Source organism: Streptomyces sp. NPDC005898 (assembly GCF_040629635.1).
In the GTDB taxonomy this organism is placed as follows: domain Bacteria; phylum Actinomycetota; class Actinomycetes; order Streptomycetales; family Streptomycetaceae; genus Streptomyces.
The window spans coordinates 25,898-39,714 of the sequence record NZ_JBEXWC010000002.1 but is presented as its reverse complement, the minus strand read 5'-3'; the positions used below and the strand labels follow the sequence as shown (position 1 = coordinate 39,714).

Genomic DNA, 13,817 nt, shown 5'->3' with positions numbered 1-13,817 from the left:
TCTCGCATTCCACGGTGCTTCCCCGGACCCTTGCGGACAGAACCTGACCGCAAGGGTCCGTAGCGTGTGAGGTGTCGGGGAAGAGCCCGCGAGGGCAGCCTGCGAGCGGCAGGCCCAAGAGAGGCGGAACACATGGTCACCCACGTCAGTTCGGAGGCCCGCGGCGACGAGCGCGGCGCCCTCCTCGCCTTCGTCGAGGCCCAGCGCGGCGGCATCCGCCGCTCGGTGCTCGGGCTCACCGACGAGCAGGCCGGCCGGCGGCCGAGCGCCAGCGAACTGTCCCTGTCCGGCCTGGTGAAGCACGTCGCCGAGACGGAGCTGAACTGGCTGCGCATGGCCCAGCGCAAGCCCAACGAGAAGGCCCGCACCCAGGAGACCTGGGGGGAGAGCTTCCGGCTGGTGGAGGGCGAGACGCTCGCCGAGACCCTGGCCTTCTGGGACCGGGTCGCCCACGAGACCGAGGAGTTCCTGCGCGCGGTGCCGAGCCTGGACGACACCTTCCCGCTGCCCGAGGCGCCGTGGTTCCCCAAGGACGGCGAGGTGTCCATGCGCTGGCTGATGCTGCACCTGGTCGAGGAGATCGCCCGGCACGCGGGCCACGCCGACATCATCCGCGAGTCCCTGGACGGAAAGACGGCTTTCGAGCTGGTGGCGCAGGAACGGGGCTACCCTAGTCAAAATTGATGACTGGGGGACTGGCGAAGGGCGCGGTACATGTCAGCGATCCGGCTACTGGTTCTCGGGGCCGTGCGCCAGCACGGCCGCGCCCACGGCTACCAGGTCCGCAACGACCTGGAGTACTGGGGCGCCCACGAGTGGTCCAACGCCAAGCCCGGCTCGATCTACCACGCGCTGAAGCAGCTCGCCAAGCAAGGCCTCCTGCTGGCCCACGAGATCGCCCCGTCCACGGCGGGCGGCCCGCCGCGCACCGAGTACGAGGTGACGGACCAGGGCACCGAGGAGTATCTGACGCTGCTGCGCGGCGCCCTCGTCGAGCACGGCCAGAAGCCGGACATGCTCACGGCCGCCCTCGGCTTCATCGTCGACCTGCCGCGCGAGGAGGCGCTCGCCCTCCTGACGGAGCGGGTGGAGCGCATCGAGGCGTGGCGCGCGTCCGTCACGGAGTACTACACGCCCGAGGGCGGCCCCGGGCAGCTCGGGCACATCGGCGAGATCATGAACCTCTGGGTGCACCAGGCCGACGGCGGCGCCCAGTGGACGCGCGGCCTGATCGAGCGGATCCGGGGCGGCGCGTACACCTTCGCCGGTGAGGGCGAGCCGTTCGTCGCGGTGCTCGCGGACGGCGAACAGAACCCGTACGCGACCGGCGAGCGGCACGCGGGGGACCGCGACTGAGGGGGGCGGGCGCTCCCGGCGAGCCGGGCTTGCACCTCACGCGACGTGAGGGCCCAGGCTGATCCGCGTACCGAGAAGAGAGGGGCGGCAGCCATGAGCTACTCCGTGGGACAGGTCGCCGGTTTCGCCAAGGTGACGGTGCGCACGCTGCACCACTACGACGAGATCGGCCTGCTCGTGCCCGGCGAGCGCAGCCACGCGGGCCACCGGCGCTACGGCGACGCGGACCTGGACCGGTTGCAGCAGATCCTGTTCTACCGCGAGCTCGGCTTCCCCCTCGACGAGGTGGCGGCCCTCCTGGACGACCCGGACGCGGACCCGCGCGCGCACCTGCGCCGTCAGCACGAACTGCTGACCTCCCGCATCGAGAGGCTCCAGAAGATGGCCGCCGCCGTCGAGAGCGCCATGGAGGCGAAGAAGATGGGCATCAACCTCACGCCCGAGGAGAAGTTCGAGGTCTTCGGGGACCACGACCCCGACCAGTACGCGCAGGAGGTCGAGGAGCGCTGGGGCGACACCGAGGCCTACCGCGAGTCGCGGCGCAGGTCCGCCTCGTACACCAAGGACGACTGGAAGCGGATCAACGACGAGCTGGCGGCGGTCCACGCCCACCTGGCGGACCTGCTGGCCCAAGGCGTCGCGGCGGACTCCGTGGCGGCCATGGACGGCGCCGAGGAGCACCGCCGCCACATCTGCCGGCACCACTACGAGTGCCCGCACGAGATGCACGCCTGCCTCGGGCGGATGTACGTGGACGACGAGCGGTTCACCGCGTTCTACGAGGCCATCCGGCCGGGGCTCGCGGTGTACATGCGGGACGCGATCCTGGCGAACACGGCGCGGAACAGCTGACCGGTAAGGGGCGCTTTCGGGGGGAAGCGCCCCTTGCCGCGGTGCCTTCGCGCCCGGTGGAACCCGGCCGGGCCGCCTGGCGTTGATAACTTTGGGCGGCTGCACCCCGCCGCCGCACCGCCCCCTCACCCTCAGGAGCCCGGAACCGTGACGACGCTTGCGCTCGGACCAAGCTGGCTGGATCCGGACCACCTGCTCAACCAGTTCGGTCTCTGGGGCCTGCTGGTGATCGTCTTCGCCGAGTCGGGCCTGCTCATCGGCTTCTTCCTGCCGGGCGACTCGCTGCTGTTCACCACGGGCCTGCTGATCACCACCCACAAGCTGGACACCCCGCTGTGGCTGGCCTGCCTGCTCATCTGCCTCGCGGCCATCCTCGGCGACCAGGCGGGCTATCTCTTCGGCAAGAAGGTCGGCCCCTCGCTCTTCAACCGCCCGGACTCCAAGCTCTTCAAGCAGGAGAACGTGGTCAAGGCGCACGACTTCTTCGAGAAGTACGGCCCGAAGTCCCTGGTCCTGGCCCGCTTCGTGCCGATCGTCCGGACGTTCACGCCGATCATCGCAGGCGTCTCCGGCATGCGGTACCGCTCGTTCATCACGTTCAACATCATCGGCGGCGTCCTGTGGGGCGCCGGCGTCACGCTGCTCGGCGCCTGGCTGGGCAACATCGACGTCGTCCACAAGAACATCGAGGCGATCCTGATCCTGATCGTCCTCATCTCGGTGATCCCGATCGCCATCGAGTTCCTGCGGGCGCGCGGCAAGTCCAAGAAGGCGGCGTCGGCACAGGGCGCCCCCCCGGCCCAGCGCGGCAGGCACGCGAAGCGCTGACGGGACCGGCCGGACCCGGGGTCAGAACCCCCTGGTCCGCTTCGCCGCACGGCGGTTGGCCGCGCTGGCGGCCCCGGGCACCTTCAGGAACAGCCGGGACACCTCGCTCCCCAGGTTCACGCCGATCGCGATGGCCAGCGCCGTCGCGACGGCCTTGGTGAGCGAGTTGATGCCGGTGTTCAGGTCGTTCTGCGCGAGCGCGAGCAGCCCGAAGTACGTCGCGCTGCCGGGCAGCAGCGGCCCGATCGCGGCCGTCACGTACGGCAGCGAGGACGCGAAGCGGTAGCGCGAGAAGAGCTGCCCGAACAGGCCGACCAGACCGGCGGCGACGGCGGTCGCCGCGACCGGCGACAGCTCCAGCGGAGTGTGCGCCAGGGCCCCGAACATCACCCAGGCGATGCCGCCGTTGAGCGTCACGATCAGGACGGTGTTGCGCTCCTGCTGGAGCAGTATCGCGAAGGCGAGACTGAGCGCCATCGACGCCAGGATCTGGATGACCGGGCGCGAGGACGAGACCCCGAAGGCCGTCTCCGGCGTCAGGTTCGTCGCGTCCAGCATCACGCCGAGCGAGAGCACGAACAGCACACCGCAGACGATCCCCACGATCAGGTACCCGACCTCCAGCAGGCGGGCGGCCGCGGTGATGTAGTAACCGGTCAGCCCGTCCTGCACGCCCGCCACCAGGGCTCTACCGGGAATCAGCGCGAAGAGCCCACCGGTGATGACCGCGGAGGCCATCGTCGCCTCGGTGTGCGCGAAGCTCAGCGCGACGCCCATCGCGGCCGGCGGCATCGCGGCCCCCACGAACTGGTAGAACTCCGGCAGCCCGCGCCCCGCGCACAGCCACGCCAGGCGGTCGCCGAGCATCGCGCCCACCGCGGCCACCACGAAGACCAGGGCCCCGCCGCCCACCAGGACGGACGCGGAGCCCGCCAGCAGCCCGCTGGCCGCCGTCAGGGCCCAGCCCGGGTAGGGGTGGCGGTTGCGCCGGATGCCCGCGAGGCGGCGGTAGGCCTCCTCCAGGGAGACCTCCAGCTCCGGGTCGCTGATGTCGTCCACCAGATGGAAGACCGCCGCGAGACGGGTGTAGTCGGTGCCCCGGCGGCGCACGGTGCGCGAGGCCGTCACCGGGTCATCCACCAGCGAGGGCTGGTGGGAGATCGACAACAGCGTGAACGTCACGTTCGGCTCGCAGCGGTCGAGCCCGTAGGAGCGGCAGACGGCGAACATCGCCGCCTCCACGTCCTCGGCGCCCTCCCCGCCGGCCAGCAGCAGCTCCCCGATACGCAGCGTCAGGTCCAGGACGCGCGGCACGGCGGGCCCGCTCTCGTCCTCCTGCTTCTGCGCGGGCTCCGGAGCGGGCCGCTCCGTGACCGGCATCCGCAGCATCGTGCGCATCTGGTCCTGCCAGGGCGCTTCCTTGGTGAGCTTCACCAGGGGGATGCCCTGGGCGGGCGTGAAGGCCGGCGGCGCGTTGCGGGCGCTGTAGGTGTTCGGGGTCGTGAAGGCCGACTTCGCCGACCTCTCCGCCTCCTGCGTCGTCGAGGGCGAGGGGGCGGCCAGACCGGTCGGGAGGGCGAACTCAGAGGTGGTCTGGGACTCCTCCTCGGACGCCACCGGCTGCGTCGCCACCCCGCTGGGCTGCACGAACGCGCTGCGGGCCTCGTCCGACTGAGGCTTTTGGTCCTCGGCCTCGTGCTCGGCCACTACTGCCCTCACTTCTCATACGACTCTGACGCACCCTCCCGTATGGCCAGTATGGGCACAGATACACGAACGGGCCGCGCGGCCCGGTGATCGGATCGCGCGGCCCGGATGAGGCGGCAGGGTCAGTGGCCGCCCTGCGCCTCGAAGCGCTTGTACGACTTCTCGATCTCGGCCTCGGCGTCCGCGCGGCCGACCCAGTCGGCGCCCTCCACGGACTTGCCGGGCTCCAGGTCCTTGTAGACCTCGAAGAAGTGCTGGATCTCCAGGCGGTCGAACTCGGAGACGTGGTGGATGTCACGCAGGTGCTCCACCCGCGGGTCCGACGCCGGGACGCACAGCAGCTTGTCGTCGCCGCCCGCCTCGTCGGTCATCCGGAACATGCCGATCGCGCGGCACTTGATGAGGCAGCCGGGGAAGGTCGGCTCGTCCAGGATGACCAGGGCGTCCAGCGGGTCACCGTCCTCGCCGAGGGTGTTCTCGACGAAGCCGTAGTCCGCGGGGTAGCTGGTCGACGTGAAGAGGCGACGGTCCAGACGGATCCGACCGGTCTCGTGGTCCACCTCGTACTTGTTCCGCGAACCCTTCGGAATCTCGATGGTGACGTCGAACTCCACGGGTGGCTCCTCCATGATCAGCACATACTTCGGGTGATTAAGTGTCCCTCACGCACATGTGTGATCGCGAAAGGGGCTGGTCGTCATGCCGGAGCTCAAGCCTTGGCGGCGGCCTCGGCAGCTGTGGGAACAGCTGCCCAAGCCCTCCGCCGGCAAGCTCCCCCGGATGTCGGGGAAGCTCACGACCTGGCAGCTCACGGCGGGTGCCGCCGCCATCGGCCTGGTGATCTCGGCCGGGGCGGTGGCCGCGGCCGGCCCTTGGGACTCCTCCGGTCAGCGTACGGCGGAGCGGGACCGGGCCGCCGCCCAGGAGGCCGCAGGTGGCGCAGATCACGGCGGCCGCACGTCCGGACAGGGCCCCGAGGCCGCCCCGAGCGCCCCTTCCGTGCTCGCCGGACTCGGCGCGCCCGCCGGCACGGCCCCGAGACCGACGGACCGCGCCCTGGCCGACGTACTCGATCCGCTCCTCGCGGACCCGGCCCTCGGCCCGCAGCGCTCCGCCGTCGTCCTCGACGCGACCTCCGGCGAGCGGGTCTACGGCAAGGCCGCGGGTGACGGCCTGACGCCGGCGTCCACGATCAAGATCGCCACTGCCGTCGCCGCGCTGTCGGCGCTCGGCCCCGACCACCGCATCGCCACCCGGGCGGTCGTCGAGCCGGACTCCGAGGACGTCGTCCTGGTCGGCGGCGGCGACCCGACCCTGACCGCCCGCAAGGACGGCCGCTACACCGACACCGCCGCCGGCCTGCGCGCGCTGGCCGCCGACACCGCGCGGGCCCTCAAGGCCCGCGACATCGACAAGGTGACGCTCTCCTACGACACCTCGCTGTACTCCGGGCCGCCGCAGCACCCCATCGGCCCGAACGAGAACATCACCCAGGTCAGCGCCCTGATGATCGACGAGGGCCGCCTCGACGACTCCACCAGCGGCCCCGCCCCGCGCGCGGGGGACCCGGCGGGCGACGCGGCGCGGAAGTTCGCTGACCTCCTGAAGGACCACGGCATCACCACGGCGGCCGACCCCGGCCCCACCAAGGCCTCCCCGCGCGCCCGGACCCTCGCCCAGGTCGAATCACCGCCCCTGTCCGCCCTGGTCGAGCGGATGCTGACGCACAGCGACAACGACATCGCCGAGGCCCTGGCCCGCCAGACGGCCCTCGCCGCGAAGGAGCCGGCCAGCTTCGACGGCGCCGGACGGGCCGTCGCCGCCCGGCTCGGCAAGCTGAAACTGCCGCTCTCGGGGACCCGCTTCGCCGACGGCAGCGGCCTGGACCGCGCCGACCGCGTCTCCGCCGGACTCCTCGCCGCCCTCCTGGAGCGCGCCGCGGACCCCTCCCACCCCGAGCTGCGCTCCGTGGTGACGGGCCTGCCCGTCGCGGGCTTCACCGGCACGCTCGTCGACCGCTACCCCAAGGACTCCCCGGGCACCGGCCTCGTACGCGCCAAGACGGGCACCCTCACCGGCGTGAACACCCTCGCCGGCACGGTCGTCGACGCGGACGGCCGCCTGTTGCTCTTCGCCTTCATGACCACCGGCACCACGGACGCCCAGGGGGCCCAGAAGGCCCTGGACCAGATGGCCTCGACGGTGGCGAACTGCGGCTGCCGCTGACTCCCGGCCCCCTAGGGGCCCGGACCGGGGCAATCTGGGGGGTCAACACCCTCCGCACGGGAGGGGGAGCACGTACCGTTGACGCATGACGAGCCTCGGTGGTGCGGAGATGGTCGACTGGAATCTCGCGGTGGCGACCGCGACCCGGCTCGTGCGGCCGGGCCCGGAGGTGAGCCGGGACGAGGCGCGCGCCGTCGTCGCCGAGCTGCGGCGGCATGCCAAGTCCTCGCAGGAGCACGTCCGTTCCTTCACGGGGATGGGCACGGAGCAGACCCACGACACCCCTGTGCTCGTCGTGGATAGAGCGGGCTGGATCAAGGCGAACGTCGCGGGCTTCCGCGAGATCCTCAAGCCCCTCCTGGAGAAGATGCAGGACAAGCGGGGCTCCGGCCCCGGCGGCGCGGTGCTCGGCGCGGTCGGCGGCAAGGTGACGGGCGTGGAGCTGGGGATGCTCCTGTCCTTCCTCGCCTCCCGCGTCCTCGGGCAGTACGAGACCTTCGCCCCGGCCACCCGCGACCTGCCCGCCGGGGAGAACGGCGGCGGCAGGCTCCTGCTCGTCGCGCCGAACATCGTGCACGTCGAGCGCGAACTGGAAGTGGACCCCCATGACTTCCGGCTCTGGGTCTGCCTGCACGAGGAGACCCACCGCACCCAGTTCACCGCCGTGCCCTGGCTGCGCGACCACCTCGAAGGCGAGATCCAGTCGTTCCTCGGCGAGACCGAGGTCGATCCGATGACGGTCCTGGAGCGCGTCAGGGAGGCCGCCCAGACGTTCGCCGGCGGTCGTTCCGAGGCGCAGGACGAGGAGGCCGCCGAGGGGGGCCGCTCCCTCGTGGAGCTGGTGCAGACCCCCGCCCAGCGCGAGATCCTCGCCCGCCTGACGGCCGTGATGTCCCTCCTGGAGGGCCACGCGGACTTCGTGATGGACGGCGTCGGCCCCGACGTGGTGCCCTCCGTCGCGGAGATCCGGGAGAAGTTCGCCGAGCGCAGGGCGCGCGGCGCGGGCCGCCTCGACCAGGCCCTGCGCAAGCTCCTGGGCCTCGACGCGAAATTGCGCCAATACCGCGACGGCGAGCGCTTCGTGCGGGCGGTCGTGCGGGAGGTCGGGATGGACGGCTTCAACCGTGTGTGGACTTCGCCGAACACCCTGCCCACGAAGGCGGAGATCGCCAAACCGGCGGACTGGGTCGCGAGGGTGCACCGTAAGGGAGACTGAGGGTCCGGATGCGGCCGATGGCAGGAGGACGCCCCCGTAATCACCCGTCCGAGGGACCGTGGGCGAGGGGTAGGCGTGCAATGCTCGGGGAACGGCTCGGCTCTGTCACCATCGACACACTCTGAGTGACTGAACGCTCGGGTTTCCGGGGTCCGGGCGACCGGACCCGGTCTCCGGAGTGGGTCCTGAGTGATTGGTCCGAGGCTCACCCCCCGAATTTCACGAAGGGAACCGGACATGGGTCCCCATCCTGCGGTCGCGGCGATACGCCTGGCGGTCCGCCGCGTGCTCCATGACGTACTGACCGACGTACAGCGCAGCTCCGAACACGTCCCCCCACGTGCCGCGAGCGAGCACCCCCCCGCGCCGCTCGTGCTCGTCGCCTGCTCCGGCGGCGCCGACTCCATGGCGCTCGCCTCCGCCCTCGCCTTCGAAGCCCCCAAGCTCGGCATCCGCGCCGGCGGCGTCACCGTCGACCACGGCCTGCAGCCCGGCTCCGACCTGCGCGCCGCCGAGGTCGCCGTGCGCATGACGGCCCTCGGCCTCGAACCGGTCGAGGCCGTCACCGTGCACGTGGGCCGTGACGGAGGCCCCGAGGCCGCCGCCCGCGACGCCCGCTACGCGGCCCTGGACGCCGCCGCCGAACGGCACGCGGCGGCCGCCGTCCTGCTCGGGCACACCCGCGACGACCAGGCGGAGACCGTCCTGCTCGGCCTCGCCCGCGGCTCGGGCATCCGCTCCCTGTCCGGAATGGCCGCGACCTCGGGGGTCGCGGGCCGTTACCGCCGCCCCTTCCTGCACATCGACCGCCAGACCGCCCGCAAGGCGTGCATGGTCCAGTCGCTGCCCGTGTGGGACGACCCGCACAACGCCGACCCGGCGTACACCCGCTCCCGGCTGCGCCACGAAGGGCTGCCCGCCCTGGAGAAGGCGCTGGGCAAGGGCGTCGTCGAAGCCCTCGCCCGCACGGCCCAGCTCTCCCGGGACGACGCCGACGCGCTGGACGCCTGGGCCGCCCGGGCCGAGGCGTCCGTACGGGACGAGACCGGCGGCCTGGAGTGCGCCAGGCTCTACGCCCTGCCGCCCGCCGTGCGCCGCCGCGTCGTGCGCAGAGCCGCCATCGAGGCGGGGGCGCCCGCCGGTTCGCTCTTCGCCCGGCACATCGAAGAGGTCGACCGTCTGATCACCGGGTGGCGGGGCCAGGGAGCCATCAATCTCCCGGGCAAAGTCGTGGCCCGGCGCCAGGGTGGCAGACTGGTGATCCGGCAAGGCTGACCGGAGGCCCGTGCTCGTCGCGGGCCGGTCGGCCGGTGGGACGACCGAAAGTGATGCGGGTGGACGCGAAAGACATGGGCACCGACCTCAAGTCGGTGCTCATCACCAAGGAAGAGATCGACGCGAAGCTGGCCGAGCTGGCCGCGAAGATCGACACGGAGTACGCGGGCAAGGACCTGTTGATCGTCGGTGTGCTCAAGGGCGCCGTGATGGTCATGGCGGACCTGGCGCGTGCGCTGTCCACCCCCGTCACGATGGACTGGATGGCGGTCTCGTCGTACGGCGCGGGCACCCAGTCCTCCGGCGTGGTGCGGATCCTCAAGGACCTGGACACGGACATCAAGGGCAAGCACGTCCTGATCGTCGAGGACATCATCGACTCCGGTCTGACGCTGTCCTGGCTGCTGTCCAACCTCGGCTCGCGCGAGCCCGCCTCCCTGGAGGTGTGCACGCTGCTGCGCAAGCCGGAGGCGGCGAAGGTCGCGATCGACGTGAAGTGGATCGGTTTCGACATCCCCAACGAGTTCGTCGTGGGCTATGGCCTGGACTTCGCGGAGAAGTACCGCAACCTCCCCTTCGTCGGCACGCTGGCCCCGCACGTCTACGGCGGCTGACCCCGCCGGGGCCACGGGCCGCGGGAGTGCGTACGGCGCCGGGGAACCCTCACCCGTTTCCCGGCGTTGGACACTGCGAAGGCGGGTTTGCCAGCCGTCCCGTGCGGCTTCGGGTCACAATGCTGGGGTACCGTCCGAAGAACAGTCTTTATCAAACTCACTATGGCAGGAGGGACGGGGCGTCTTCGCTCCGTATGGATGGACGTGAAGCGATACTTCCGTGGGCCAGTCATGTGGATCGTGCTGGCCGTCCTTGCCGTGGTCGTGTTGATGCAGGTCGTCGGCTCGTCCGGTGGCTACAAGACGGTGGACACCAGCGAGGTCGTCCAGGCGATCAACGACAACAAGGTCGAATCGGCCAAGCTCACCACCGGTGACGAGCAGATCGTCAAGGTGGAGCTCAAGGACGGCCAGAAGGTCAAGGACAGCAGCAAGATCCAGGCGAGCTACATCGGCGACCAGGGCGTCGACCTCGCCAAGCTGTTGCAGGCCAAGTTCGAGAACAAGCAGATCAAGGACGGGTACACCGTCTCCCCGTCGAAGCAGAATCCCTTCGTCGGCATCCTGCTCTCCCTCCTCCCCTTCGTCCTCATCGTCGTCGTCTTCCTGTTCCTGATGAATCAGATGCAGGGCGGCGGCTCCCGGGTCATGAACTTCGGCAAGTCCAAGGCCAAGCTCATCACCAAGGACACCCCGAAGACGACGTTCTCCGATGTGGCCGGTTCGGACGAGGCCGTCGAGGAGCTCCACGAAATCAAGGAGTTCCTCCAGGAGCCGGCGAAGTTCCAGGCCGTCGGCGCCAAGATCCCCAAGGGCGTGCTCCTGTACGGCCCGCCCGGTACGGGCAAGACCCTCCTGGCCCGCGCCGTCGCCGGCGAGGCCGGGGTGCCGTTCTACTCGATCTCCGGCTCCGACTTCGTCGAGATGTTCGTCGGTGTCGGCGCCTCCCGGGTGCGCGACCTCTTCGAGCAGGCCAAGGCGAACGCCCCGGCGATCGTCTTCGTGGACGAGATCGACGCGGTCGGCCGCCACCGCGGCGCCGGCCTCGGCGGCGGCCACGACGAGCGCGAGCAGACGCTGAACCAGCTGCTCGTCGAGATGGACGGCTTCGACGTGAAGGGCGGCGTCATCCTGATCGCCGCCACGAACCGCCCGGACATCCTCGACCCCGCGCTCCTGCGCCCCGGCCGCTTCGACCGGCAGATCGCCGTCGACCGCCCGGACATGCAGGGCCGTCTGGAGATCCTCAAGGTCCACCAGAAGGGCAAGCCGGTCGCCCCGGACGTGGACCTCGGCGCGGTGGCCCGTCGCACGCCGGGCTTCACCGGCGCCGACCTGTCGAACGTGCTGAACGAAGCGGCGCTCCTGACGGCGCGCGGCGACAAGAAGCTCATCGACAACCACGCGCTGGACGAGGCGATCGACCGCGTCGTGGCGGGCCCGCAGAAGCGGACCCGGATCATGTCCGACAAGGAGAAGAAGATCACCGCGTACCACGAGGGCGGACACGCCCTGGTCGCGGCGGCCTTGCCGAACTCGGACCCGGTCCACAAGATCACGATCCTGTCCCGCGGCCGGGCCCTGGGTTACACCATGGTCCTGCCCGAGGAGGACAAGTACTCCACCACGCGCAACGAGATGCTCGACCAGCTGGCGTACATGCTGGGCGGGCGCGCGGCCGAGGAGCTCGTCTTCCACGACCCGACGACGGGCGCGGCGAACGACATCGAGAAGGCCACGGCCACCGCTCGCGCGATGGTCACGCAGTACGGCATGACCGAGCGGCTCGGCGCGATCAAGTTCGGCGGGGACAACACCGAGCCGTTCCTCGGGCGCGAGATGGCGCACCAGCGGGACTACTCGGAAGAGGTCGCCGCGCTGGTCGACGAAGAGGTCAAGAAGCTCATCGAGACCGCGCACAACGAAGCGTGGGAGATCCTCGTCGAGAACCGCGACATCCTCGACAACCTGGTGCTCCAGCTCCTGGAGAAGGAGACCCTCGGCAAGGAGCAGATCGCCGAGGTCTTCGCGGGGATCGTGAAGCGCCCGGCCCGCCCGGCGTGGACCGGCTCCTCGCGGCGCACGCCCTCGACCCGCCCGCCGGTGCTCTCCCCCAAGGAGCTGTCACTGACGAACGGTGCGAACGGCGCCACCCCCTCGGTGACGTCGAGTGGCCCGGAGAAGTCCCTCGAGGTGGCCCCGGAGGACCGCCCCGAGAGCTGATCCGCGAGCCTCGTCAGGCCCGGAATGAATGCCGCGCCCCCCAGGTTTTAGCCTTGGGGGGCGCGGCACTTTCGTACTCCCGCGTGGGACGCACAGGAACGAGGCACAACATGACCGACCCGGTGACGTTGGACGGCGGGCACTCGATCGGCGAGTTCGACGAGAAGCGGGCCGAGAACGCCGTGCGCGAGCTGCTGATCGCCGTGGGGGAGGACCCCGACCGGGAAGGCCTGGTGGAGACCCCGGCACGCGTCGCGCGGGCGTACCGCGAAATATTCTCCGGGCTGCGGCAGACGGCGGAGGAGGTGCTGACGACGACCTTCGACCTGGGGCACGACGAGATGGTCCTGGTGAAGGACATCGAGGTCATGAGCTCCTGCGAGCACCACCTGGTCCCCTTCGTCGGCGTCGCCCACGTCGGGTACATCCCGTCCACCGACGGCAAGATCACCGGCCTGTCGAAGCTGGCCAGGCTCGTGGACGTCTACGCCCGGCGCCCGCAGGTCCAGGAGCGGCTGACCACGCAGATCGCGGACTCCCTGATGCAGATACTGGAGCCGCGCGGAGTGATCGTGGTCGTCGAGTGCGAGCACATGTGCATGACCATGCGCGGGGTGCGCAAGCCCGGCGCGAAGACGATCACCTCGGCGGTGCGCGGTCAGCTCAGGGACCTCGCCACCCGCAATGAGGCGATGAGTCTGATCATGGCCCGCTGAACGGCCCCGGATTCGGTTGATCCGCTCAACTTCCCCCGGGTGATCGGACGTTGTCGCGGAATGCCCGGACGCCCGTCGGCTCCGGCCGAAAGACTGTGCGCATGACGAATGCGAACACACAGTCGCCCGCCGGCGAGCGTCCGCTGCCCACCCGCATGCTCGGCGGCCTGGAGGTCTCCGCGCTCGGATACGAGGTCGAGGGCGGAACGCTGCTCTGAACCGCGCCCACGGCCCCCAGGGCGGTCCTCGGTGGCTCTACGCCGCCGGGGCCGCCTGGCCGCCGCCGCTCTCGTCGTCGTCCTCGGGGAGTCGGCAGACCCGCTCCAGGAACAGGGCCGCCGCTATCACCGCGATGCCGGTCAGGACCGAGAGCCCGGCGTAGATCGCCTGGTCGCGGCGGGGCGGCAGGTCGAGGAACTCCAGCAGGAACGCCCCCACGCCGCCGTACATCCCCGCGACGAGCGCCGCGACCAGGGCGCTGGCCTGGCCGAAGACGACGGCGCGGGCCGCCATCAGCGGCTCCACGCCCTTCGCGCCGGGGCGGCGCTCACGCTGGGCGCGCAGGCGCGAGCGCAGCGAGAGCGCCGTCGCCAGGAGCACCGCGGCGATCACCGCGAGCACGACGGGCGCGGCCAGTGGGACCCGGGGCAGGGTGCCGACGGAGTCCCACAGCCGGGCGCCCGACCAGGACAGCACCGCGGCCACGACGAAGAGGCCGGCCAGTGTCCTGATGCGCAGTTGCTTCACGGGTGACCCTTCATTGCCTTCGGCGCCTTCATCGTCGTACGGATCTTGTAGACCCTA

13 protein-coding genes are annotated in these 13,817 nt (G+C 70.8%); 10 read left to right on the top strand and 3 right to left on the bottom strand.

Annotated features, from left to right (window positions below):
• Positions 1 to 132: 132 nt before the first annotated feature.
• The 4 genes from ABZ385_RS02905 (at position 133) to ABZ385_RS02890 (ending at position 3,036) form a co-directional block, all read left to right on the top strand.
• Positions 133 to 684, top strand: a complete 552-nt coding sequence (locus ABZ385_RS02905; protein WP_358582954.1) for a DinB family protein — start codon at positions 133 to 135, stop codon at positions 682 to 684.
• Positions 685 to 714: 30 nt separating this feature from the next.
• A complete protein-coding gene (locus tag ABZ385_RS02900; RefSeq protein WP_358582952.1) occupies positions 715 to 1,356 on the top strand; it encodes a PadR family transcriptional regulator in 642 nt (213 codons plus the stop codon).
• 93 nt (positions 1,357 to 1,449) lie between these two features.
• Positions 1,450 to 2,208 carry a MerR family transcriptional regulator gene (locus tag ABZ385_RS02895; protein ID WP_358909356.1) on the top strand — a complete coding sequence of 253 codons (759 nt, stop codon included), beginning with the start codon at positions 1,450 to 1,452 and terminating at the stop codon, positions 2,206 to 2,208.
• 147 nt (positions 2,209 to 2,355) lie between these two features.
• Positions 2,356 to 3,036, top strand: a complete 681-nt coding sequence (locus ABZ385_RS02890) for a VTT domain-containing protein (protein ID WP_358582947.1) — start codon at positions 2,356 to 2,358, stop codon at positions 3,034 to 3,036.
• A 21-nt stretch (positions 3,037 to 3,057) separates the two neighbouring features.
• On the opposite strand, the gene ABZ385_RS02885 is transcribed toward ABZ385_RS02890, so the two are convergent.
• Positions 3,058 to 4,743, bottom strand: a complete 1,686-nt coding sequence (locus ABZ385_RS02885; protein WP_358582945.1) for a threonine/serine exporter family protein — start codon at positions 4,741 to 4,743, stop codon at positions 3,058 to 3,060.
• A 122-nt stretch (positions 4,744 to 4,865) separates the two neighbouring features.
• Entirely contained in the window at positions 4,866 to 5,357 is a 492-nt protein-coding gene (locus ABZ385_RS02880) for an inorganic diphosphatase (protein WP_030785786.1), read from the bottom strand.
• Between the two features lie 85 nt (positions 5,358 to 5,442).
• Here ABZ385_RS02880 and dacB point away from each other — a divergent pair, with 85 nt between their 5' ends.
• The 6 genes from dacB (at position 5,443) to folE (ending at position 13,013) form a co-directional block, all read left to right on the top strand.
• Complete coding sequence (dacB, locus tag ABZ385_RS02875; protein WP_358909354.1) at positions 5,443 to 6,969, top strand: D-alanyl-D-alanine carboxypeptidase/D-alanyl-D-alanine-endopeptidase; 1,527 nt, start codon at positions 5,443 to 5,445, stop codon at positions 6,967 to 6,969.
• Positions 6,970 to 7,054: 85 nt separating this feature from the next.
• A complete protein-coding gene (locus ABZ385_RS02870; RefSeq protein WP_358700326.1) occupies positions 7,055 to 8,185 on the top strand; it encodes a zinc-dependent metalloprotease in 1,131 nt (376 codons plus the stop codon).
• A gap of 237 nt (positions 8,186 to 8,422) precedes the next feature.
• A complete protein-coding gene (tilS, locus tag ABZ385_RS02865; protein WP_358909352.1) occupies positions 8,423 to 9,460 on the top strand; it encodes a tRNA lysidine(34) synthetase TilS in 1,038 nt (345 codons plus the stop codon).
• A gap of 53 nt (positions 9,461 to 9,513) precedes the next feature.
• A complete protein-coding gene (hpt, locus tag ABZ385_RS02860) occupies positions 9,514 to 10,074 on the top strand; it encodes a hypoxanthine phosphoribosyltransferase (RefSeq protein ID WP_358698566.1) in 561 nt (186 codons plus the stop codon).
• Between the two features lie 198 nt (positions 10,075 to 10,272).
• Positions 10,273 to 12,297, top strand: a complete 2,025-nt coding sequence (gene ftsH, locus ABZ385_RS02855; protein WP_358582936.1) for an ATP-dependent zinc metalloprotease FtsH — start codon at positions 10,273 to 10,275, stop codon at positions 12,295 to 12,297.
• A gap of 110 nt (positions 12,298 to 12,407) precedes the next feature.
• Positions 12,408 to 13,013 carry a GTP cyclohydrolase I FolE gene (folE, locus tag ABZ385_RS02850; protein WP_358698560.1) on the top strand — a complete coding sequence of 202 codons (606 nt, stop codon included), beginning with the start codon at positions 12,408 to 12,410 and terminating at the stop codon, positions 13,011 to 13,013.
• 255 nt (positions 13,014 to 13,268) lie between these two features.
• Here folE and ABZ385_RS02845 read toward each other — a convergent pair whose 3' ends face one another.
• Positions 13,269 to 13,760, bottom strand: coding sequence for a DUF3180 domain-containing protein (locus tag ABZ385_RS02845; RefSeq protein WP_358582932.1), 492 nt, complete (start codon positions 13,758 to 13,760; stop codon positions 13,269 to 13,271).
• Between the last annotated feature and the right edge of the window lie 57 nt (positions 13,761 to 13,817).

Bases quoted from the DNA above. Each gene is read 5' to 3' on its own strand.
- ABZ385_RS02905 (WP_358582954.1), top strand. From the start codon at position 133: ATGGTCACCCACGTCAGTTCGGAGGCCCGCGGCGACGAGCGCGGCGCC.
- ABZ385_RS02900 (WP_358582952.1), top strand. From the start codon at position 715: ATGTCAGCGATCCGGCTACTGGTTCTCGGGGCCGTGCGCCAGCACGGC.
- ABZ385_RS02895 (WP_358909356.1), top strand. From the start codon at position 1,450: ATGAGCTACTCCGTGGGACAGGTCGCCGGTTTCGCCAAGGTGACGGTG.
- dacB (WP_358909354.1), top strand. From the start codon at position 5,443: ATGCCGGAGCTCAAGCCTTGGCGGCGGCCTCGGCAGCTGTGGGAACAG.
- ABZ385_RS02870 (WP_358700326.1), top strand. From the start codon at position 7,055: ATGACGAGCCTCGGTGGTGCGGAGATGGTCGACTGGAATCTCGCGGTG.
- tilS (WP_358909352.1), top strand. From the start codon at position 8,423: ATGGGTCCCCATCCTGCGGTCGCGGCGATACGCCTGGCGGTCCGCCGC.
- hpt (WP_358698566.1), top strand. From the start codon at position 9,514: ATGCGGGTGGACGCGAAAGACATGGGCACCGACCTCAAGTCGGTGCTC.
- ftsH (WP_358582936.1), top strand. From the start codon at position 10,273: ATGGACGTGAAGCGATACTTCCGTGGGCCAGTCATGTGGATCGTGCTG.
- folE (WP_358698560.1), top strand. From the start codon at position 12,408: ATGACCGACCCGGTGACGTTGGACGGCGGGCACTCGATCGGCGAGTTC.